The sequence below is a fragment of the Brevundimonas sp. UBA7664 genome, assembly GCF_002483305.1.
Taxonomy (GTDB): domain Bacteria; phylum Pseudomonadota; class Alphaproteobacteria; order Caulobacterales; family Caulobacteraceae; genus Brevundimonas.
Window position 1 is genome coordinate 1 of the sequence record NZ_DLHQ01000004.1, and the last position, 20,892, is coordinate 20,892.

A 20,892-nucleotide genomic window follows, 5' to 3' on the forward strand; every position below is an offset into this window, starting at 1 on the left:
GGGCGGCCGCGGCGGCGGCGGGGGCGCGGGAGCCGCCGGCGGATCGGGCGGCGGGGATGGCGGCTGTGACATGGTCGGCTGGCTGCAGGACGCCCTGCGCGAGGACCCCGAGGTTCGCGCGGCTGTCGCCCGCGCCCAGCGCGAGGTCGGTCCCGGCAAGGCCCTGCTGGTCTGGGACGGAGAGTGGATCCGCAACCCCGGCGAGGCGGGCGCGGGTCTGGCCGGGGTGCGCCAGGCCATCGCCATGGAGGTCGCCTTCGCGCCCCACGACTGCCGGGCCCAGCCGATGCGGGGGCTGGTGCTGATCGCGTTCAGCGACGTGTCGGGCGGCCCGCGGCTGGTGCTGGGCAAAGGGTCGTGGCGTTGGGGGGATATGCTGCGCGGACGCTAGGCGGCTTCGGTCCGGACCGCGCGGGAGGCTTGCACGATGGGTTCGAAGATGTGGCGGGCCAGATGGCGCACGACGGGGACCGCAACGCCGTCGCCCGTCAGGTGGTAGGCCGCGTTATAGCTGCGGGGCAGTTTGTAGCTGTCCTGCAGGCCCATCAGCCGGGCGGTTTCCCGCGACGAGATCAATCGGGACCGCACGCGCGGGCCGTCGACGACCAGGATGATCTGTCGGCTGGAACCGCCCGCCGGGGTGCGCAGACATCCGGCGATATCGTCGAAGCGGACCTCGGCGCGCTGAATCCGGCCGCCCTGTTCGTCGCGACGGGTCCGGCGATAGACGCCGCCGACCATGCGACGTCCGGCGCGCCGGGCCTGGGCGACCTTGGCGAGGTTGAGGGGCGACATCATCGCCAGCAGTTTCGCGGTCTCTTCGGCCGTGTGCCAGACGACGCTGTCGGGCTGATCCTCGATGATCATGGCGAAGGTTTCGACGCGGCGTTCCGGCGTGGGCAGGTTCCACCAGACCCCTCTGGCGGCCAGGCTGTCCGGCAGGGCGTCGACCGCGCGGCACAGCGCGCGTGTGTGAAACGGCGCCAGCGGTCCGGGTGCCAGCAGCGCCTCGTCCACGACCACGTCGTCATGCACGCCGATCACGAACAGCCGGGGCCGGGACTGCGGCACGAACAGGTCGGCGTTGATGACCATCGCGCCAAAACGGTAGCCGGCGTCGGCGAAGGTCCGGCACATCGCCTCGAAATCCTTGCCTGCGTGGGAAGTCAGGGCGCCGCAGACGTTTTCGACCGCCACGATCTTCGGGGCCCGGCCGTCGGCGACCAGGCCTGAGACCACCCGCCAGAAGGGATAGAAGGCCCCGGAACGCTCACCGCCGAGGCCGACCCCGGCGCCGGCCAGGGAAAGGTCCTGGCAGGGGAAGGATCCCCAGACGAGGTCGGCCTGGCCGGGCAGGTCCGCCGCCGTGATGTGGTTCACATCGCCGATGTGAAGCTCGCCGCCGGTCCCCCAGTTGGCCTGGTAGGCAAAGCCTTTCCCGGGATCGAAGTCGTTGGCGAACAGGCAGTCCCAGCCCTGTCCCAGTCCGGCCCGCACCATGCCGCCGCCCGCGAAGAACTCGTAGAAGCTGGCCATGGCGGCGGGGTCCTCGTTCAGGGGCGTCGTTTTGCACGGTAGAGTCCCATGTTCCCCTCTGCCGCGATTCGGAAGGCATAGCCGCCATGACCGCGTTTCATCATCTGCTGGTCAACAACCTCGTCGCCAACATCACCAATTTCACCGTCTGGTTCGCTCTGACCTTCTGGGTGTTTCTGGAGACGCGCTCGGTGTTCGCCACCGGGATGATCGCGGGCCTGTATCTGGTGCTGACCGCGGGGCTGGCGATCTGGTTCGGCAGTCTGGTCGACCATCACCGCAAGAAGCGGGTCATGCTGGGCTCCAGCCTGGTGTCCCTGGCGCTGTATGCGGTCGCCTTCGCCGTGCATCAGGCCGCCCCCGAGGGCGCCCTGGCCGAGCTGGCGGGGCCGTGGCTTTGGGGCTTCATCGGCGTGGCCATGCTGGGCGTCATCGCCGGCAACATCCGCTCGATCGCCCTGCCGACGCTGGTGACGGCCCTGATCCCGGAGGACCGGCGCGACCGGGCCAACGGACTGGTCGGGATGGTGACCGGGATCGGGTTTCTGACCACCTCGGTGATCAGCGGCCTGCTGGTCGCCTGGGGCGGGATGCTGTGGACGCTGGCCTTTGCCCTGGGGCTGACGGTGGTGGTGTTCCTGCACCTGCGGTTCGTGGCAGTGGACGAGCCGGATCCGGAGGCGCTGCGGGCGGCGGCGGGCCAGGCCGGACCCGGGCGGGTGGACCTGAAGGGGACGATGCGGGTCGTCGGCGCCGTGCCGGGGCTGTTCGCCCTGATCCTGTTCGCGACGTTCAACAATTTCCTCGGCGGCGTCTTCATGGCGCTGATGGACGCCTACGGCCTGTCGCTGATGCCGGTGCAGGCCTGGGGGCTGCTGTGGGCGGTGGTGTCCACCGCCTTCATCCTGAGCGGGATCATCATCGCCCGGACCGGTCTGGGGCGGAATCCGCTGCGGACGCTGATGCTGGTCAACGTGGCCTGCTGGGCGGTGGCGGGGGTGTTCACGATCCAGTCGTCGATCGTGCTGCTGGGCGCGGGCTGTTTCCTGTGGATGCTGCTGGGCCCCTATGCCGAGGCGGCCGAGCACACGACGCTGCAGAAGGTGGTGCCGTTCGAGCGACAGGGGCGGGTGTTCGGCTTTGCCCAGTCGGTCGAACAGGCGGCCTCGCCCCTGACGGCCTTCCTGATCGCGCCGCTGGCCCAGTTCGTCTTCATCCCGTTCATGACGGACGGCTGGGGCGCGGAGGCGATCGGCGGCTGGTACGGGACCGGGCCGGAGCGGGGGATCGCGCTGGTGTTCACGGTGGCGGGCGTGCTGGGGCTGATCGCGACGGTCGCAGCCTGGAACTCGACCTACTATCGGCGGCTGTCGGCGACCTATGCGAAGGGAACGGCGGCGTAGGCGGGGTTCGGGGGCGAATTCAGCGAAGCCTCAGGGTTCGCTCATGCCGCTCACCGGCGGCGCGGGCAGGGTGCGGGCTCCGCTTGCCCGAGGTGACGTCATGCCCATGCCCGCCGACCTGCGCGACTATGCGGGCCGCTACGACAGCGGCTCCCTGGGCGCGTCCGCCGAGGTGACGGCCGGCGACGGCGGGGTGGCCGTGCGTTTCGGGCGCGGCTCGCTGAGCCGGCTGGAGCTGGCGGCGGCGTCGCCCGACGTGTTCCGGCGGGGATCGATGATCGCGCGCTTCCACCGCAACGGGGCCGGCGAGGTCGTGGGGTTCAGCTACAGCGACCCACTACTGCCGGGCCTTCGGTTCATGCGGCCGGTCGAAGAGGGCAACCGGGACAGTCTCAGCTGAAGACCTCGGCCGCCTTGTCGGCCGGACCGCCCGCGCCCTTGGGCGACGGGCCGAAGCGGTTGGGTCCCTTCGTTCCGTCGAGGAAGCCGAGAGTGACAAGCAGAAAGAGTTGGGCCGCGATCAGGGCCGAGGCCGTGACCATGATCGGACCCCAGGCGAGCAGGCCCTCGTCCAGACGCGCCTCGGTGTTCTCATAGAAGCTCGGCGGCATGCGGAATATGGAGATCAGCAGGCAGACGGCGGCCGCTGCGCCCCACCCGTTCCGATCGTGCGCGCGCTTCACCGCCAGCGCCAGCCAAGGCCAGAGGAACACCAGCGCAGAAACCCACAGGATCAATTGCGGGCCGGCGTCCGTCGCGCGCTGCGCGGCGGCCTGTCCCGTCCCTCCCAGCAACGAATGGGTGGGGCCGAACAACAGCAGGTTGGCGATCTCTGTCGTCAGAACCTGAACGACGCCAACCGCGATGGACCACAGCCACCAGTCGCGACGGCGCAGCCGGCCCTCGAACCCGAACAGGATCGACCTCCATCGCATGGGGGTGAGGCGGGGAGCCGTCAGCTGAACACCTCGGCCGCCTTGTCGGCGGGATCGCCGCCTATGCCCTTGGGCGAGCGGCCGAAGCGGTTCGGGCCGGGCGTGCCGTCAAGGAAGCCGAGGACGACGAGCAGGTAGAAGCTGGCGACGCCGCTGACGAGAGTCAGACCCTGGACCAACGAATTGAAGTCGGCATCGGACAGGGTCGAACCCAGGAGATCGACCGGCGTGGGGAGCAGGGTCAACAGTCCGGCGAAGATGGTCAGGCCGATCGCCACGGCCGCGCCGACGTTGCGGTCGTGCGCGCGCTTGGCGGCGAGCGCCGTCTGGACCCACAAGAAGGGGAGGAAGGTGGCGAAATCGAACGCCGCCGTTTGCCAACTCTGGCCGAAGCCGCCTGCAAGAAGGGCGTCCAGCTCATCCCACCGCCCGCCGGACAGCACCAGGCCGACGACCAGAATGACCGCCATGTACGCGAGCGAGCCGGCGATCGACCAGATCCACCAATCGCGGCGGCGGATGCGGCCCTCGAAACCGAACAGCAGGTCTTTCAGCGGCATTGGTCCCCCCGATCAGGCCCTATTCGAACTCCACCAGCACGTCGTCCGCCGCCACCGGATCGCCGGCGGCGGCGCTGACGGCTTTGACGACGCCGTCGCGCTCGGCCTTGAGGATGTTCTGCATCTTCATGGCCTCGATGATGGCGACGGTCTCGCCGGTCTTGACCTCCTGGCCGACGGTCACCGGGATGGCGACGACGAGGCCGGGCATGGGGGAGGCGATCAGCTTGCTCGTGTCCGCCGCGACCTTTTCCGGCAGGCGGGCGTAGAGGGCGGCCGTGTGCGGGCTGAGGACGCGGACGCGGGCCTTGGCGGCGCGGGTGCGGATGGTGAAGCCGTCGGCGACGCGGGCGACCTCGGCGGTGAAGGGCACGCCGTCCAGCACGGCCCGGAACTGGGCCAAGCCGGGGCGCCAGTCGATGTCGCTGAGTTGCAGGGCGCGGTCCTCGCCGGCGAGGTCGAGGGTCAGGGCCTCGTCGTCGTCATAGGACAGGCTGACGCCGTGCGCCTCGCGGTCGATGAGCACGATCCAGTCGGTGCGGCCGGAGGGGTCGCCCGAGGCCTCGGCGGCGATCTCGTTCATGGCGGCGGCTGAGGCGATCAGGATGTCGGTCTGGCGGCGGTCGGGGGCGAGGCCGTGGAAGCCGTCCGGGAACTCGTCCTTGATGTAGCTGGTCGAGATATTGCCCGAGCGGAAGCGCGGCTGGTCCATGACGGCGGCGAGGAAGGGGATGTTGTGGCCGACGCCGTGGATGTGGGTGTCCTCCAGGGCCCGGGCCATGCCGTCGACGGCGGCGTCGCGGGTCTCGCCCCAGGCGCACAGCTTGGCGATCATGGGGTCGTAGAACATGGAGATCTCGTCGCCCTCGCGGACGCCGGAGTCGTTACGGACGGTGTAGTCGCCCTGGTCGCCCTCGTCCGGCTGTTCGTAGCGGATCAGGCGGCCGATGGAGGGCAGGAAGCCGCGGTAGGGGTCCTCGGCATAGATGCGGCTTTCGATAGCCCAGCCGTTGATGGCGAGATCCTTCTGTTCAAACGCGAGTTTCTCGCCCCAAGCCGAGCGGATCATCTGTTCGACCAGATCGACGCCGGTGATCAGTTCGGTGACCGGATGTTCGACCTGAAGCCGGGTGTTCATCTCGAGGAAGAAGAAGGATTTGTCCTGACCGGCCACGAATTCGACGGTGCCGGCGCTGTCGTAGTTCACGGCCTTCGCCAGGGCGACGGCCTGGGCGCCCATGGCGGCGCGGGTCTCGGGGTCCAGCAGCGGGGAGGGGGCCTCCTCGATGACCTTCTGGTTGCGGCGCTGGATCGAGCATTCCCGCTCGAACAGGTGGACGACGTTTCCGTGCTTGTCGCCCATCACCTGGATCTCGATGTGGCGCGGGTCGATGATGAATTTCTCGAGGAAGACGCGGTCGTCGCCAAAGGCGTTCAGCGCCTCGGCCTTCACGGCGGCGAAGCCCTCGGCCATGTCGGCGTCGGAGTGGGCGACGCGGATGCCCTTGCCGCCGCCGCCGGCCGAGGCCTTGATCATGATCGGATAGCCGATCTGGTTGGCGATCCTGACCGATTCTTCCGGGGTCTCGATCAGGCCCATGTGGCCGGGGACGGTGGAGACGCCGGCCTCGGCGGCCAGCTTCTTGGAGCTGATCTTGTCGCCCATGGCCTCGATGGCCTCGGGATTCGGCCCGATGAAGGCGATGCCTTCGTCGCGCAGACGGCGGGCGAAGCCGGCGTTCTCGCTGAGGAAGCCGAAGCCGGGATGGACGGCTTCCGCGCCGGTTTGACGCACCGCTTCAACAATCTTGTCGGCCAGCAGATAGGACTGGGCGGCCGGCGCGGGGCCGATCAGCACCGTCTCGTCGGCCATTTCGACGGCCAGCGAGCCGGCGTCGGCCTCGGAATAGACCTGCACCGTGGCGATGCCCATGCGGCGGCAGGTCTTGATGATACGGACGGCGATCTCGCCGCGGTTGGCGATCAGGATTTTGGAGAACATGCGTCTTTGAATCTGAAGCGAACGTGATCGCGGCGTGAAGGGACCGCCCCGATTAGGCCGCGATCCGGCGGGAGTAAACCGGAGGGGCGTTCACCTGAGCCGGGTATGGGGTTGGCAAGGGCGGTTCCGATGGGGTTTAACCCCGTTCCAGTTCCGTTCATCCCCGCCCGATCATTCTGATCCCGTCCCTGTCCCGCTTACTGGCCCGGAGCCTGACCTGATGTCCCGAATGCTTACCTTCGCCGCCGCCGCCGCCCTGACGCTCGTTGTGGGCGCGAGCCCGGTCGTCGCCCAGGACTTCAGATCCCTGGCCCGGCAGGACATGCAGAAGATGCACGACGAACTGGCGGCCAACCATCCGGCGCCGGCGGTTCCGGGGGCGGCCAGCCAGACCTTCCGCGGCTGGCTGGACACGGGCCTGCAGGAAGCCCTGGGCATGGTGGGCCAGGTCAACAGCGGCGACAGCCACGCCTATCTGCTGCGCTACTACGCCGGCGGCTTCCGCGACTCGAACATCCGGGTTGATCCGACATGGGAAGGCGCGGGACCCTATTTCGGCATCAGCTGGCCGGGCTTCACCACCGGCTGGCGCGACGGCCGCTACGTCGTGACCTATGTGAAGCCGGGCACGCGCGGCGCGCCGCGGGTCGGCGACGTGGTCACCGAATGCAATCTGACGCCGATCGAGGACTTCGCTCGCGCCAAACTGGACCGCTGGGAGGGCAACCTCGAGACCGAGGCCGGCCGCGTCACCTCGGCCCCCTATCTGATGTGGAACCGGAACAATCCGTTCGCCACCGGCGTGCCGTCGCAGTGCAGCTTCCAGTCCGGCCGCGGCCGCCCGCGAGATATCCAGATCCGGCCGATCCCGGTCGTCGCGGGCGACCTTGAGGCCGCCTATCGCGCCACCGTCTATATGCCGCCGGCCACGCCGCTGGCGGTCGAGACGGTCAATGGCCGGCCGTGGGTGCACGTCCACACCTTCGCCGACGCCGGCTGGCCGGCCTTCAACGCCGCCATCGAGGGCCAGGTCACGGCCCTGCGCGGACCGCAGGGCTTCGTGCTGGACCTGCGCGCCGCCTCGGGCTCGGGCGAGAACTCCTCGACCGCGCGCGGCTATGGCCTGGCCAACCGCATCTGGACGCCGGAGTTCACCGTCAGCCGCCAGCCGGCCGCCGGCGACATCACCTATCGCGCCACCCAGGGCAACCGCGACTGGTACGCCTCGGCCCTGGGGCGGATGGAGGCCGACCCGCAGTTCGTGCAGGAAGCCATGCCGGTGATCGAGCAAACGCGCGAGATCGTGGCCGCCTATGACGCCGCCATCGCTGCCGGCCGTCCGACCTTCACCCTGGCCGGCCGCCCGGCCGTGACAGACACCGGCGCCGCCAATCCGGTGCAGGGTCCGGTGATCGTTCTGGTCGACGCCGGCTGCTCGGGCGGCTGCCTCGACACCCTGGACCTGCTGTCCAAGCTGCCGAACGTGCGCATCGCCGGTTCGACCACGGCCACCGATTCGATCTTCGTCGAGCCGACCGTGATGCGTCTGCCGTCGAACTATTCGGACTTCAGCTACGGTCACAAGGCCTGGACCTCGCGTCCGCGCGCCAACAACCAGCCCTACACCCCGGCGGCGGGCCTGGTTTACACCGGCAACCCGGCTGACGAGACCGCGGTGCGGGCCTGGGTCGGAGCTCTGTTCCAGTAAAGAAACGGGACGTCGAACCATCGACAGGGCCGGGCGGGGTGGAACCCTCGTCCGGCCCTTCCTATTTCAGGGCCATGACCGATCCAGACATCGCCACCGCCCTCCGATCCCCGTCCGGCTATGACCTGACGCCGCCCAGCGAGAGCCAGCGCATGGCGCTGGAGGCTGACCTGTCCCCGGAAGAGAAGCGGGTCCTGCTGGCGCACGGCACCGAGGCCCCGTTCTGCGGCACGCTGCTGGGCGAGAAGCGGGCCGGGGTGTTCTGCTGCCGGGAATGCGGCCTGCCGCTGTTTCGCACGGGGACCAAGTTCGAGAGCGGCACCGGCTGGCCCAGTTTCACCGAACCGGTCGATCCGGCCCACGTCAGGGCGATCACCGACCGCTCGCACGGCATGACGCGCACCGAGACGCGCTGCGCCCGCTGCGACAGCCACCAGGGTCATGTGTTCCCCGACGGCCCGGGGCCGGGCGGCCTGCGCTACTGCATCAACTCCGTCGCCCTGGCCTTCGTGCCCGAGGGCGGGCGGTTGCCGGACCCCCTCGGGCGGGGCGACGGCACGGCCTGACCTTGGCCGCATTTGAGGCTAGGGTGACATCCGGAGTGGAGTTGGACGCATGGCTGTATTCGCACTGATGCTGGCCGCCGCCCTGGTCGCCTCGCCACAGGACGGGGTGGTCGCCACGGCGCCGGCGACGACCGTCGATCTGACCGCCACCGCCCGGCCGATCGCGCCGTCGACGGCGGGCGCGGCGCAGGAGGCCGTGCCGCACGGCCTGTCCACCGATGAGCAGATCGACCGCTGGATCGCGACGCGCTCGACCGCCGACCAACTGTGGGCCGAGGCGGCGGACGGGCCGATGGACGATCGCAAGATGCACGGCCAGGTCCGCTTCGGCGTCGGCACCGGCGGCTATCTGGACTACGGCGCGGCGGTGTCGCTGCCGATCGGCGAGACGGGCCGGCTGGATATCACCTACCGCCAGGTCGAGAACGGCTATGGATACGGCGGCTACGGATTTGACGGCTACGGATACGACCGCGGCTTTGGCCCGCTCACCTATGACGACCGCGGCTACCGGGTTTCCTCCCGGGCCGGCCTTGCGGCCTTCGAGGCGCGGTCCGAGCGGGCGCGGCGTGATCCACAGCCCGCGCCGAATCGCGCCGCCGCCGATTGATCCGACGCCTGAACGGAAAAGGGCGGAGCCTTGAAAGCTCCGCCCTGTCTGTCTTCAGAGATGGTGCCGCCGGGGGGAATCGAACCCACGACCTCAGCCTTACCAAGGATGCGCTCTACCACTGAGCTACGGCGGCCTGTTCTGAGGAAGCGGCCCTATAGCCAACCGGGGACAAAGGGGGAAGCCCAGAATGCACCCGCTTGCGGAAAAGTTCGGCGCGGGCTCTCATCAAGGCATGGATGAGTCGAAGACCGTATCGCCCCGGCCCGACCTGCCGGCGACCCTGCCGGATCCCCTGGCGCCGCCGAAAACCCCGGCCACGGCGCGGGCCCAGCGGCTGGCCACGGCTCTGCGGGACAATTTGAAACGCCGCAAGGCGGCCGGTCGCGTCGGCAAGGCTGCAAAGCCGAGCAACTGAATGTCATCGGCCGGACGGATGTCGGCCTTTCGCAAGACCAGCGGTCCGCGCTAGATAGCCGATCCCCCCTTGCGCCCTGCACGGGGTCGCAAGAGACGACATGGACAGCATCGCCATCACCGGCGGCGCCCGGCTGAACGGAAGCATTCCGATCAGCGGCGCCAAGAACTCCGCCCTCAAACTGATGGCCGCCGCGATCCTGACCGATCAGCCGCTGCTGCTGACCAATATGCCGCGGCTGGCGGACACGAAATTTCTCGGCCGGCTGCTGCAAGAGCTGGGCGTCGAGGTTTCCGAGCGCGACGGCGCCGAGGGGCAGGAGACGCTGTTCCACGCGGCGACCCTGACCTCGACCTTCGCCCCCTATGATCTGGTCCGGCAGATGCGGGCCTCGTTCAATGTGCTGGGGCCGCTGCTGGCGCGCACCGGCGAGGCCAAGGTGTCGCTGCCGGGCGGCTGCACCATCGGGGCCCGGCCGGTCGACCTGCACCTGCAGGCCCTGACCGCGATGGGGGCCGAGATCGAACTGGACGAGGGCTATGTCATCGCCCGCGCGCCCCATGGGCTGAAGGGGGCGGAGATCGAGTTTCCGTTCGTCTCGGTCGGGGCGACCGAGCACGCCCTGCTGGCGGCGGTGCTGGCCGACGGCGTGACCGTGCTGAGGAAGGCCGCGCGCGAGCCCGAGATCGGCGACCTGGCCCGCTGCCTGACCGCCATGGGGGCCCGGGTCGAGGGCATCGACACCGACGTCCTGACCATCACCGGCGTGACCTCGCTCGGCGGGGCGAGCTGGTCGGTGATTCCCGACCGGATCGAGATGGGCTCCTACGCAGTGGCGGCGGCCATGGCCGGGGGCGAGGTGCGGCTGACGAAGACGCGGCCCGAGCTGATGACGGCGCTGGCCGAAAAGATGATCGAGGCCGGGGTCGAGGTGACCCCGACGGCGGACGGGGTGATCGTCAAACGCGATCCGGCGGTGCGGCTGAAGGCGGTCAATGTGGCGACCGAGGTCTATCCGGGTTTCGCCACCGACCTGCAGGCCCAGTTCATGGCCCTGATGACGACCGCCGAGGGCGACAGCGTCATCCATGAGAACATCTTCGAGAACCGCTTCATGCACGCGCCGGAACTGGCGCGGCTGGGGGCCGACATCCATGTCCATGCCGGCGAGGCGGTGGTGAAGGGCGTGCCCGAGCTGCACGGCGCCCCGGTGATGGCCACGGACCTGCGGGCCTCGGTCAGCCTGGTGATCGCCGGCCTGGCGGCCCAGGGCGAAACCACGGTCGGGCGGGTCTATCATCTGGACCGCGGCTTCGAACGGCTGGAAGAAAAGCTGAGCGCCTGCGGGGCCGAGATCCGCCGAATCAAGGACGATGCGAATGAGCACTGAGGCTCAGACCGGCGAGGCGGAAGCGGCGGCGCCTGCGCCGGTCGAGCCGCTGCGCCTGCTGGCCGAGGACGCGGACGACCTGCACATCATCTCGGCGGCGTTGCAGGACGCCATCCTGCGCCCGGTGGACATCGTCTGGGAGCGGTCGGCGCGGCGGGTGACGCTGAAGCTGAGCCGCTTCTGCTGGGAGTGCGGCGGCACGCGGGTGATGGCGGCGATGCAGTTCGGCGATGTGGTGGCGGTCAAGAGCCGGCGCCTGCCGCGCCTGCCGGAAAGCGCGCTGGAGCTGCTGGCCATGGATTTCGAACCCGGCGAGGCTCCGGGCGGCCGGGTGATCCTGATGTTCGCCGCCGGCGGCGACCTGCGGATCGACGTGGAATGTCTGGACGCGGTGCTGACCGACCTGTCGGAGCGCTGGCCCGCCAAACTGGCCCCCGCCCACCTCGACCAGCCGGCGGAATCCGCGTGAGCGAGCACCGCCTCGCCTCGGTCGAGCTGGACGCCGTGACGCTTCCGGCGGCGACCGCCGAGATCGAGCACGAACGGCGGGTGGCCATCTTCGACCTGGTCGAGAAGAACAGTTTCGAGCCGGCCGGCGCGGCGGGCGGGCCTTACGCGCTGAAGCTGGCGCTGGTGGACGGCCGGCTGGCGTTCGAGATCACGGGACCGGACTTCCACCGGGTCCACGGCCTGTCGCTGACGCCGCTGAACAAGGTGGTGAAGGACTATATCGCCATCTGCGACAGCTATTACGAGGCCCTGCGCGGCACCTCCCCGGCCCAGATCGAGGCCGTCGACATGGGCCGGCGCGGCCTGCACAACGAGGGGGCCGAACTGCTGAAGGCGCGGCTGGACGGCAAGATCACCATCGACCACGAGACGTCGCGGCGGCTGTTCACTCTGGTGACGGCGCTGTACCGCAGAGGATAGAAGACACGTATGCAGGACAGGGCTCGATCATTCGCCGTCATCGCTCATGGCGACCAGATCTACGGTGAGGATCAGCCCTATGAACGGCATCTGGAAGCGGTCGTCGAAGTCATTCGCGGCTGGACGGACGATCCGGAACTGATCAGCGCCGCGTGGATGCATGACACGCTGGAGGACACGACGACTCGTTTCGCTGAGATCGCGGACCAGTTTAGCCCGCGCGTCGCCGATCTTGTCTGGGCCGTGACCGCGGAAGGTGACGCTCGCGCGGAAAAGATGGCAGCCATCTATCGGAAGATTGAAGCCTATCCCGACGCCGCGCTGGTCAAACTGGCCGACCGCGTCGCAAACGTGGAAGCGGCTCCGGCAGGTTCCAAGCACAGACTGCGCTATTGCGGCGAGCGCGAGGCTTTCGAGTCGGCGGTCCGTCCATTCGTTCCGGCAGTGGCTTGGGACCGGCTCGACCGGGCTTACTGAGCCCTACGCCTCGACTAACCCGCCGTTTTCAGGCATACGCCCGCTCCTTAACAACGCGCGCTTTCGCCCGGCGCGCGTTCTGACTCGTATTCACAGGGCGCGAGAGGCCGCATGGCTAAGGAAGAACTGCTCGAGTTTCCCGGCGTCGTCAGCGAACTGCTGCCGAATGCGACGTTCCGCGTGCTGCTCGAGGGCAACGACCACGAGATCATCGCCCACACCGCCGGCAAGATGCGCAAGAACCGCATCCGCGTGCTGGCCGGCGACAAGGTTCTGGTCGAGATGACGCCCTATGACCTGACCAAGGGTCGTATCACCTACCGCTTCAAGTAAGGGCGCGCGCTTGTCGCGTCCTGAACTCGTGCTGGCCTCGGCCAGCCCGCGCCGCATCGAACTGCTGGCGCTGGTCGGGATCCCCCCCGACCGGATCGAACCCGCCGACATCGACGAGACCCCGCTGAAGGACGAGACGCCGTCACGCCTCGCCGCGCGGCTGGCCGTGTCCAAGGCGGAGGCCGTCGCGGCCGGCTCGCCCGACGCCGTCGTGCTGGCCGCCGACACCGTGGTGGCCGTGGGCCGCCGGCTGCTGGAAAAGCCCGCCGACGAAGCCGAAGCCGTGCGGTTCCTGAAATTGCTCTCCGGCCGCAACCACCGGGTCTTCACCGGTGTGGCGGTGACTGCGGGGGTGCAGACCCGGCATCGGGTGGTGGACACCCGGGTCAGCGTCAAGGTCCTGTCCGATCCCGAGATCGCCGCCTATGTCGCCTCGGGCGAATGGCGCGGCAAGGCGGGCGGCTATGGCATCCAGGGGCGGGCCGGGGCCTTCGTCACCCGGCTGGTCGGCAGCTATCCGGCGGTCATGGGCCTGCCGCTGTTCGAGACCGTCAATCTGCTGAACGGCGCCGGCTGGCGGACGTGAGCCCGGTCCGGTGAGCGAGGTGGAGGTCTTTCTGGACGACACCCCGGGCGAGGTTCGGGGCGTCGTCGTGCGGGACGGCCGGTTCGAACACCTGTTGATCCAGCGCGAGGACGACGTCGCCGAACATCGGCTCGGCGCGCGCTGCGTCGGGCGGATCGCCGAGGTGCATCCGGGCCTGAAGGGCGCCTTCGTCGATCTGGGACCGATCGTGCACGGCTTCCTGCCGTTCCGGGGACAGGACCGGCTGGCCGCGGGCCAGAAGGTCGAGGTCGAGGTTTCGGCCGAGCCGCGCGAGGGCAAGGGACCGACTCTTCGCCTGATCGGGGCGGGGGAGGGGGCGCCGCGCCTGCTGTCGCCGGGCCCGACGGTGGTCGAAACCCTGGCCCGGCTGGCGCCCGGATCGACGCCGGTCACCGGCGCGGCCGCCATCCAGGCCGGCCGGGACGCCGAGGAAGAGGCCGGCTGGCCGGGCGAGCTGTTTCCCGACACCGGTCTGGATCTGATCGTCCAGCGCACGCGCGCGCTGATCGCCGTCGATCTCGACCTGTCGCCGGCGCCGGGCGTTTCCTTCGGCGCCGCGGCGCGGACGCGGGCGAATCGGCAGGGGCTGCAGGCGGCGGCGCGGATGATCCGGCTGAAACGCTGGGGCGGTCTTGTGGCGATTGACCTGATCGGGTCCGGCGAGGACGGCGACGTCGTCCTGGCGGCGGCCAAACAGGCGTTTGGCGGCGATCCGGATGTGGTCTTCGGCCCGGTCAACCGGTTCGGCGTGCTGCAACTGGCCCTGCCGTGGCGGCGGACCCCGCTGGAAGAGATCCTCAACGGCCCTGACCGCCGCCGTCGTCCCGAGCAGCGGGCGCAGGATGTGGCGCGGAGCCTGCGCCACAGTCTGCTGTCCAACACCACAGTCGCGCGGATCACCCTGCGCTGCGCCCCGGACGAGGCGGCGCTCGCGGGTCCGCTGGTGGCGCGGCTGGGGCCGAGAGCCCATCTCAACGCTGATCCGGCCGTCGCGCCGGGCGCTTTCACCTGGGAAGAGGGCTGACCATGGCGACCTGTGCCATCTGCCGCCGCAAGCCGGTGGTCGACGCCTACAAACCGTTCTGTTCCAAGCGCTGCGCCGACGTCGATCTGCAGCGCTGGTTCAGCGGCGGCTACGTCATTCCCGACAGCGTCGACGAGGCGGCTTCGGAAGACCGGGACGAAGACTGATCAGACGGCTGGACACCCCCGGACGGCTCGCCTATAGACCCCCCCTCGCGCGGGCGGATGCCTCGCCTGGGTAGCTCAGTTGGTAGAGCAGCGGATTGAAAATCCGCGTGTCGGTGGTTCGAATCCGCCCCCAGGCACCATCGCCCTTCCCGAGCCGGGAAGTCGGGCGCGGCCATCATGAAAATGTCGTTTTCTGCCTGAATCCTCGGCATCGGACCCGCTGGCTCCCTTGCTAGGGGAAAAGCGCCGTCCCGCACTTGACGCTCTGTTATGCGTTCGCCAAAGGAGCTTGACCGCGTTCCTTCGCGGGCAGTTGATGGAGCCGGGGAAAACGCTTTCCCTGTTCGTCGGCGCCGCGCCGGGAGCCACATTGGCAACCGGAAGCGTCAGAAGGCGTTCCAAGGACCGGGGTCTCTTAACCCTGTCATCCGCGGACAAGAATTTCATCGAGGGCGGTCGTCGTCTGCGGCCGTTTCTTTTGGGTTCCACAAGTCAGACCAAACAGCAGGAACTGGCGAACTATGTTCGATATCAAGAAGACCAACATCCTCCTGGCCATGGCCGCCGCTGGCGTCCTCATGGCCGGCACGCCGGTTCTCGCGCAGGATGCCCCCGCCGCCGCCGCCGACCCGGCCGCTGCTGCCGCCGCTCCGGCTGCTGCCGCTCCGGCCGCCGCAGAAGCCGCTCCGGCTGAACCCGCCGTCGTCGGTGGTGAAAACCACGGCAAGATGACGCCGGCCAGCATGTTCATGGACGCTGACCCGGTCGTTAAGACCGTGATGATCGGCCTCGTCCTGGCCTCGATCTTCACCTGGGTTCTGCTGCTCATCAAAATCTTCGAGTTCGGCTCGCTGAACCGCCGCACCGACCAGTTCCTGGAATCCTTCCGCCAGGCTCGCACCATCGCCGACATGCGCCGCGTGGCCACGTCGGACGAGTTCGACGGCAACCCGCTGGCCGATATGGCCGCCGCGGCGACCGACGAAATCGAACTGTCGCGTCAGGCGGGTCTCTCGGTCACCGGCGATCACGCCGACTCGGCCCTGATGCGCGCCCAGCAAGCGGTTTCCGCGGTGCAGGCCGGCCTGGCCAAGCGCCTCTCGGGCGGCCAGCAGTTCATGGCTTCGGTGGGCTCGACCGGTCCGTTCATCGGTCTGTTCGGCACCGTTTACGGGATCATGAACTCCTTCATCGGCATCGCGAACACCAACACGACCAACCTGGCCGTCGTCGCCCCCGGTATCGCCGAGGCGCTGCTGGCCACCGGTATCGGTCTGTTCGCCGCTATCCCGGCCGTTATCTTCTACAACTACTTCAACACCCGCATCTCGGCGTACGGCACCCGTTCGGACGGCTTCAGCGCCGAGCTGACCAACGCCATCTCGCGTAACCTCGACAAGGGAGCGTAAGCTCGATGGCCGCCAAACTTTCAGGCGGCGGCGGCGGCAAATACACCGTTGAGCAGAACAGCGAGATCAATGTCACGCCGTTCGTGGACATCATGCTGGTTCTGCTCATCATCTTCATGGTCGCGGCCCCTCTTGCCGCACCGTCCGTGGAAGTGAAACTGCCGCGTGCCGTCGCTCCGCTAGCTGCGAACCCGCCGACACCGATCTATATTTCGATCCAGAGCAATGGTCAGTCGTACCTCGGCGACTCCCCGGTTGAACTGGACCAGATCGGTTCGGAGCTGACGGCGCAGATCGGCCGGCGTAATCCCGCCGACGAACGCATCTTCATTCGTGCCGACCGCACGACCCGATATGGCGATTTCATGCAGGTCATGAACTCGCTGCAGGACAACGGCTTCTACAGCGTTGCCCTGGTCGGTGAAGATACGGATGCTCAGTAGGAAACGGTGAGATCATGACAGACATTGAATATCACCGTTCCAGATACGACGCACCGAAGCGCAAGGGCTTGTTCGGGGTTCCCCCCGGCGTGCTCCTGGTCAGCATCCTGGTCGTCAGCATCCTGTTCTCGATCCTGGCGATCTACTTCATCAACGCCACGTTCAAGTTGAAAGAGATCAACTACTCTGACGACTCGGTCGATGTGGAGCTGATCGAACCGATCCCGCCGCCGCCGCCGCCGCCACCGCCGCCGCCGCCCGACACGCCCCCGCCGCCCAAGCTGCAGGTGCGTCCCCCGGTCGTCGTTCCGAACGCGCCGCCGCCGCCGGTGACGCTGCCGATCGAGCCGACCAAGAAGGAAGACCGGGTCGAATATACGGGTCCCCCCGTCATCGTCCCCGGCCCGCCTCCGCCTCCGGCGCCTCCGGCTCCGCCGCGTCCTTCGGTGATCCGCAACCCGAGCTGGTCGCGTCAGCCGACGGCCGAGTTCCCCGAGCGGGCCGCATCACGCGGCATTGAACGGGGTCGGGTCAGCCTTGAGTGCACGGTGAATCCGAACGGTTCGATGTCGGGTTGCCAGGTGCTCTCGGAAGATCCCGCCGGCGCCGGTTTCGGCCAGGCGGCTCTCACCGGAGCCCGTCGCGCGCGGGTCTCGCCTCGCGAGGTTGACGGCGCGGCGGTCGGCGCAAGGGTCACGTTCAACATGACCTTCGTGACCGACTAAACAGGAATAGACACCTGACGAAGACGCCCCGGAGGTCCGCCTCCGGGGCGTTTTCATTTGCGGCCGGGAGCATTCCAGCCGCCTCAAGCGTTGAGGCCCCGAACCTTTGCCGGAGAGACCGCCCCATGAAGATCCGCCTCGTGACCATCGCCATCCTGGCCGCCGCCGGCCTGCTGGGAGGCTGCGCCTACAATGAGGCGCTTGGCCGAAACCAGCTGTTGATCGTGGACGACAGCGCCTTCGTTCAGCAGTCAGAAGCGGCGTGGGCGGAGGCCCTGCGGACCCAGAGGATTTCCACCGACTCCGCCGCCAACGCCCGGATCCGGCGCGTGGGCGACCGGATCGTCGCGGCCGCGGGTCTCACGGATCGCCGATGGGACTACGCCCTGTTCGTCAGTGAAAGCCCGAACGCTTTCGTCCTGCCCTCGGGCAAGATCGGGGTCACCACCGGGCTGCTGTCGCTGGTCCGCAACGACGACCAGCTGGCGGCGGTGCTGGGGCACGAGGTCGGGCACGTCGTCGCGCGGCACGCGGCCGAACGCTATTCCACCACCGCGCTCGCCAGCACCGCCATTCGCGCCGGTCAGGGGCTGGCGGGGGATCAGGCCCAAGCGGCCGGGGCGATTGGCGGCTTGGGCGCCCAGTTCGGCCTCCTGCTGCCCTTCTCCCGCAACCACGAGCTGGAGGCGGACCGGCTGGGGGTGGACTATCTCCAGCGCGCCGGCTTCCGGCCTTCGGAGGCGGTGGCCCTGTGGCGTCTGATGGCGGCGCAGCGCCAGGGCAGCGCGCCGGAGTTCGCCTCGACCCACCCGTCGGACGCCAGCCGCATCGCCGCGCTGGAACAGTATATCGCCAGCCGGGGCTGGCGCTGAGCCGGCCGCGCAATATTCCCGCCGGGTCGCTTGATCGCGCGGGCGCGGCCCGGTAGATACGCCGCTCGCGTTGATCGCGCCGCCTTAGCTCAGTTGGTTAGAGCGCCGGTTTGTGGAACCGGAGGTCCTCAGTTCAAGCCTGAGAGGCGGTACCATCTCCCACCCCGTGGAAGCGTCATTTGGCATGACCGACGCGCCGCCCGCCTGGGACCCCGAACAATACAGCCGCTTTGAGTCCGAGCGCGATCGCGCCGCGCTGGACCTGTTGCTGCGCCTGCCCGGCGACCTCGAGCCGCGCGAGATCTGGGACCTGGGCTGCGGGGCCGGACAGCATGCGGCCCTGCTGAAGCGCCGGCATCCGCGCGCGGTGGTGCACGGTCTGGACTCCAGCGCCGCCATGCTGGATCGGGCGCGCTCCCACGGCGCCGGGGTGGACTGGCGTCAGGGCGACATCGCGGGCTGGAGCCCCGAAACGCCGGCCGATCTGATCCTGGCCAACGCGTCCCTGCACTGGCTGCCCGACCATCCCGCCCTGTTGCGGCGGCTGACGGGCGCGCTGGCCCCGGGCGGCGTGCTGGCGGTGCAGATGCCGATGGCCCATGAGACCCGGCATCACGCCCTGATGCGGGCGACCGCGGCCGAAGGGCCGTGGGCCGGGCGGCTCGCCGGGGTCGAGACCATCGCCCCGCTGCTCTCGCCCGAAGTCTATTACGAGGTGCTGGCCGAAGCCTGCAACGGGATCGACATCTGGGCGACGACCTATCTGCACGCCCTGGGCGGAGCCGATGCGGTGCTGGAATGGATGACGGGGACGGCGCTTCGTCCCATCCTGACGGCCCTCGACGATCCGGCTATGCGCGCGGATTTTCTTTCCGCCCTCGGCGCGCGCCTTTGCGAAGCTTTTCCGCCACGTCCGGACGGCGTGACCCTGCTGCCGTTCCCGCGTCTGTTTCTGGTGGCGCGACGTCGTTGACGGAGCGCCGCCGCCGCAGGCCGGTGACGGGTCCGTCCAGCTTCTCCAGCGCGTCCCGGGTGGCGCGATAGCCGGCGGCGACGCCCGGCTCGAACCCTTTCCAGTCGCGGATGTCGAGCCCGTCGGGCGTGGGCTGGATCAGAACGTCGGTCGCGGCGCGTGAACTCTCGATATCGGCGTCGGTGGTCAGGGTGGCGGAGCGCATCAGGATCGAGACGATGGGCGGACCCCGCCGCCAGGCCCCGGTGACGATCAGCCGCCAGATCGAGGGCGGATGCTCGATCAGGTCGGGGTCGACACCGCGAGTCTCGGACATGTCGACGCCGATGATCGGGCCGCCGTGCATCTGGCGCATGACCTCGGTCGGCAGGTTCTTCAGCACGGCCCCGTCGACGAGCACCTGGCCGTCGATGACGACGGGCGGCAGCAGGCCCGGAATGGCGATGGAGGCGCGCATGGCCCGGCGCATCAGTCCGCGCCGGTGCACCTCGATCTTGCCGCTGGTCAGGTTGGTGGACACGGCGAAGAACGGCCGGACGAGATCGGCCAGGTCGGTCTCGCCATAGGCTTCCAGCAGCAGGCGATCGACCTTGTGCGCGCGCGTCATGGCCAGCATGGGGAAGGTCAGGTCCGACAGCGGGTCGCTGTCGACGAAGGATTTGCGGATGCGGGCCTCCAGCTCGTCCTGGCTCCAGCCGAGGGCCGGGCCGGCGGCGATGACCGCGCCCATGGACGAGCCGCCGACGAAATCGATCGGAACGCCGGCCTCGTGCAGGGCCCTCAATGCGCCGATGTGCGAATAGGCCCGCGCCCCGCCGCCGGACATGACCACGCCGACGGCTGATCCGGTGATGACCCGCCCCATGCGCTCGGCGTCGGCCTGGTCGCCCTCGATCGCCTGGAACCAGCGGCCGGGCTGGACCGCGTCGAGCCAGACCGCGGTGTTGGCGGGGCGGGCCATGCGCGGGTCGCGCAGCAGGATCAGGTCGGTGCGGCGCTGGGCGTCCAGCACGCCGGCGTGCGGCATCGGCCGGTTGGGCGGCGCCATCAGACCGGCCCCGACGACGAAGACGCGATCCACCTGGCGCGCGCACAGGGCGGCCCAGGCGGGCTCGTCCATCTCGGCGACATAGAGGACGAAGTCGTGGGCGTCCTCGACCCGGCTGAACCATTCGGCGGCGGAGGCCAGGGCGGAGTGGTCGATGACCTGGCAGGTGAAGCCGTCCGCCTCGATGGCCGCCGCGATCCGCTCGACGAAGGCGCGGATCGGCCGGGGCCGGGCCGAGATGAAACCGAACACGCTCGGCTCGCCGCCGCCCGAGCGCCGGTCGCGGGCGCGCTGGATCATCAGCCGCGACAGTTCGACCATCAGGTCGGGCTCGGTGCGGGCGGCCTCGAAGAAGGCGTCGCGGGGCAGGGCCAGCACCTCGCAATCGCGCAGGGCGACCACGTCGGCGGTGTGCTGGGTGCCGGCCAGCATGGCCATTTCGCCGGCGGGCTCGCCGGGCCGGATGACGCCGATGAAGCGCGGCGGGCGGCCTTCGTCGGCGTCGCGGCGGAACACGCCCAGTCGGCCGCTGCGCAACAGGTACAGGGTGTCGGCGGGATCGCCTTCGGCGAACAGGGTCTCGCCGCCGGTCAGGGCGAACCAGCTGGCGCGGGTGTTCTTTCCGCCTTCAAAGATGCGGTGCAGGGCGTCTTCGAGGCGATCGGAGCGGGCGGCGGGCATCAGGGGAGGATAACGGGAGTCGGTGGGGAGAAGCGAGGCGACAGGCAGCAGGCAACAGGCAACAGGGTGGAAAGC

General features: G+C 69.1%; 23 protein-coding genes, 3 tRNA genes and 2 pseudogenes. 22 read left to right on the top strand and 6 right to left on the bottom strand.

Annotated elements, in window-relative coordinates; all coding sequences use genetic code 11:
* Nucleotides 1-391: pseudogene (locus tag B2742_RS00690) on the top strand (hypothetical protein); the annotation flags it as partial.
* On the opposite strand, the gene B2742_RS00695 reads toward B2742_RS00690, so the two are convergent.
* Nucleotides 388-1,536: a DNA cytosine methyltransferase gene (locus tag B2742_RS00695; protein WP_292061824.1), complete on the bottom strand. Its 1,149-nt coding sequence runs from the start codon at nucleotides 1,534-1,536 to the stop codon at nucleotides 388-390. The pseudogene B2742_RS00690 and the gene B2742_RS00695 sit on opposite strands and share 4 nt — an antisense overlap.
* An 86-nt stretch (nucleotides 1,537-1,622) precedes the next feature.
* Between B2742_RS00695 and B2742_RS00700 the strand changes: the two genes are divergently transcribed.
* Together B2742_RS00700 and B2742_RS00705 are read left to right on the top strand one after the other, a co-directional pair.
* Nucleotides 1,623-2,939: an MFS transporter gene (locus B2742_RS00700; protein WP_292061826.1), complete on the top strand. Its 1,317-nt coding sequence runs from the start codon at nucleotides 1,623-1,625 to the stop codon at nucleotides 2,937-2,939.
* 100 nt (nucleotides 2,940-3,039) lie between these two features.
* Entirely contained in the window at nucleotides 3,040-3,339 is a 300-nt protein-coding gene (locus tag B2742_RS00705) for a hypothetical protein (RefSeq protein ID WP_292061828.1), read from the top strand.
* Here B2742_RS00705 and B2742_RS00710 read toward each other — a convergent pair.
* From B2742_RS00710 to B2742_RS00720, 3 genes are read right to left on the bottom strand one after another with little or no spacing between them, the layout of a single operon-like run.
* A complete protein-coding gene (locus B2742_RS00710; protein ID WP_292061831.1) occupies nucleotides 3,332-3,874 on the bottom strand; it encodes a DUF805 domain-containing protein in 543 nt (180 codons plus the stop codon). The genes B2742_RS00705 and B2742_RS00710 overlap by 8 nt on opposite strands.
* A gap of 20 nt (nucleotides 3,875-3,894) precedes the next feature.
* Complete coding sequence (locus tag B2742_RS00715) at nucleotides 3,895-4,434, bottom strand: DUF805 domain-containing protein (RefSeq protein ID WP_292061833.1); 540 nt, start codon at nucleotides 4,432-4,434, stop codon at nucleotides 3,895-3,897.
* Nucleotides 4,435-4,453: 19 nt separating this feature from the next.
* Nucleotides 4,454-6,436: an acetyl-CoA carboxylase biotin carboxylase subunit gene (locus tag B2742_RS00720; RefSeq protein WP_292061836.1), complete on the bottom strand. Its 1,983-nt coding sequence runs from the start codon at nucleotides 6,434-6,436 to the stop codon at nucleotides 4,454-4,456.
* A gap of 220 nt (nucleotides 6,437-6,656) precedes the next feature.
* Here B2742_RS00720 and B2742_RS00725 point away from each other — a divergent pair, with 220 nt between their 5' ends.
* From B2742_RS00725 to B2742_RS00735, 3 genes are all read left to right on the top strand, one after another.
* The gene (locus B2742_RS00725) at nucleotides 6,657-8,144 is read left to right on the top strand and encodes a hypothetical protein (protein WP_292061838.1); all 1,488 of its coding nucleotides are present in this window, start codon (nucleotides 6,657-6,659) and stop codon (nucleotides 8,142-8,144) included.
* Nucleotides 8,145-8,218: 74 nt separating this feature from the next.
* Complete coding sequence (gene msrB, locus B2742_RS00730; protein ID WP_292061840.1) at nucleotides 8,219-8,710, top strand: peptide-methionine (R)-S-oxide reductase MsrB; 492 nt, start codon at nucleotides 8,219-8,221, stop codon at nucleotides 8,708-8,710.
* Between the two features lie 49 nt (nucleotides 8,711-8,759).
* Complete coding sequence (locus B2742_RS00735) at nucleotides 8,760-9,320, top strand: hypothetical protein (RefSeq protein ID WP_292061845.1); 561 nt, start codon at nucleotides 8,760-8,762, stop codon at nucleotides 9,318-9,320.
* A 61-nt stretch (nucleotides 9,321-9,381) separates the two neighbouring features.
* Here B2742_RS00735 and B2742_RS00740 read toward each other — a convergent pair.
* A tRNA-Thr gene (locus tag B2742_RS00740) sits at nucleotides 9,382-9,456 on the bottom strand.
* A 54-nt stretch (nucleotides 9,457-9,510) separates the two neighbouring features.
* Here B2742_RS00740 and B2742_RS00745 point away from each other — a divergent pair.
* The 16 genes and pseudogenes from B2742_RS00745 to B2742_RS00820 form a co-directional block, all read left to right on the top strand.
* Nucleotides 9,511-9,738 (top strand): hypothetical protein, encoded by a 228-nt coding sequence (locus B2742_RS00745; protein WP_292061848.1) that lies wholly within the window; start codon nucleotides 9,511-9,513, stop codon nucleotides 9,736-9,738.
* A gap of 100 nt (nucleotides 9,739-9,838) precedes the next feature.
* Nucleotides 9,839-11,128 (top strand): UDP-N-acetylglucosamine 1-carboxyvinyltransferase, encoded by a 1,290-nt coding sequence (gene murA, locus B2742_RS00750; protein ID WP_292061850.1) that lies wholly within the window; start codon nucleotides 9,839-9,841, stop codon nucleotides 11,126-11,128.
* Nucleotides 11,118-11,597: a DUF2948 family protein gene (locus B2742_RS00755; protein ID WP_292061852.1), complete on the top strand. Its 480-nt coding sequence runs from the start codon at nucleotides 11,118-11,120 to the stop codon at nucleotides 11,595-11,597. Before murA ends, B2742_RS00755 begins: the two co-directional genes overlap by 11 nt.
* The gene (locus B2742_RS00760; RefSeq protein WP_292061854.1) at nucleotides 11,594-12,058 is read left to right on the top strand and encodes a UPF0262 family protein; all 465 of its coding nucleotides are present in this window, start codon (nucleotides 11,594-11,596) and stop codon (nucleotides 12,056-12,058) included. Before B2742_RS00755 ends, B2742_RS00760 begins: the two co-directional genes overlap by 4 nt.
* Nucleotides 12,059-12,067: 9 nt before the next feature.
* Nucleotides 12,068-12,535 carry an HD domain-containing protein gene (locus B2742_RS00765; RefSeq protein ID WP_292061856.1) on the top strand — a complete coding sequence of 156 codons (468 nt, stop codon included), beginning with the start codon at nucleotides 12,068-12,070 and terminating at the stop codon, nucleotides 12,533-12,535.
* A 111-nt stretch (nucleotides 12,536-12,646) separates the two neighbouring features.
* On the top strand, nucleotides 12,647-12,868 hold the full coding sequence (gene infA, locus B2742_RS00770) for a translation initiation factor IF-1 (RefSeq protein ID WP_013269122.1): 222 nt from the start codon (nucleotides 12,647-12,649) through the stop codon (nucleotides 12,866-12,868).
* 10 nt (nucleotides 12,869-12,878) lie between these two features.
* Nucleotides 12,879-13,454 carry a Maf family protein gene (locus tag B2742_RS00775; protein ID WP_292061858.1) on the top strand — a complete coding sequence of 192 codons (576 nt, stop codon included), beginning with the start codon at nucleotides 12,879-12,881 and terminating at the stop codon, nucleotides 13,452-13,454.
* A gap of 10 nt (nucleotides 13,455-13,464) precedes the next feature.
* Complete coding sequence (locus B2742_RS00780) at nucleotides 13,465-14,499, top strand: ribonuclease E/G (RefSeq protein ID WP_292061861.1); 1,035 nt, start codon at nucleotides 13,465-13,467, stop codon at nucleotides 14,497-14,499.
* A 2-nt stretch (nucleotides 14,500-14,501) separates the two neighbouring features.
* Nucleotides 14,502-14,666, top strand: a complete 165-nt coding sequence (locus tag B2742_RS00785) for a DNA gyrase inhibitor YacG (RefSeq protein WP_292061863.1) — start codon at nucleotides 14,502-14,504, stop codon at nucleotides 14,664-14,666.
* Between the two features lie 64 nt (nucleotides 14,667-14,730).
* Nucleotides 14,731-14,806, top strand: a tRNA-Phe gene (locus B2742_RS00790).
* Between the two features lie 381 nt (nucleotides 14,807-15,187).
* The gene (exbB, locus tag B2742_RS00795) at nucleotides 15,188-16,075 is read left to right on the top strand and encodes a tonB-system energizer ExbB (protein WP_292061866.1); all 888 of its coding nucleotides are present in this window, start codon (nucleotides 15,188-15,190) and stop codon (nucleotides 16,073-16,075) included.
* A 5-nt stretch (nucleotides 16,076-16,080) separates the two neighbouring features.
* Nucleotides 16,081-16,518 carry a biopolymer transporter ExbD gene (locus B2742_RS00800; RefSeq protein WP_292061868.1) on the top strand — a complete coding sequence of 146 codons (438 nt, stop codon included), beginning with the start codon at nucleotides 16,081-16,083 and terminating at the stop codon, nucleotides 16,516-16,518.
* A gap of 14 nt (nucleotides 16,519-16,532) precedes the next feature.
* The gene (locus tag B2742_RS00805) at nucleotides 16,533-17,243 is read left to right on the top strand and encodes an energy transducer TonB (RefSeq protein WP_292061870.1); all 711 of its coding nucleotides are present in this window, start codon (nucleotides 16,533-16,535) and stop codon (nucleotides 17,241-17,243) included.
* A 125-nt stretch (nucleotides 17,244-17,368) separates the two neighbouring features.
* The gene (locus B2742_RS00810; RefSeq protein ID WP_292061872.1) at nucleotides 17,369-18,115 is read left to right on the top strand and encodes a M48 family metallopeptidase; all 747 of its coding nucleotides are present in this window, start codon (nucleotides 17,369-17,371) and stop codon (nucleotides 18,113-18,115) included.
* A 78-nt stretch (nucleotides 18,116-18,193) separates the two neighbouring features.
* Nucleotides 18,194-18,270, top strand: a tRNA-His gene (locus tag B2742_RS00815).
* A gap of 29 nt (nucleotides 18,271-18,299) precedes the next feature.
* Nucleotides 18,300-18,725, top strand: a pseudogene (locus B2742_RS00820) (methyltransferase domain-containing protein); the annotation flags it as partial.
* A gap of 241 nt (nucleotides 18,726-18,966) precedes the next feature.
* Here B2742_RS00820 and B2742_RS00825 read toward each other — a convergent pair.
* On the bottom strand, nucleotides 18,967-20,817 hold the full coding sequence (locus B2742_RS00825) for a patatin-like phospholipase family protein (protein ID WP_292061875.1): 1,851 nt from the start codon (nucleotides 20,815-20,817) through the stop codon (nucleotides 18,967-18,969).
* Between the last annotated feature and the right edge of the window lie 75 nt (nucleotides 20,818-20,892).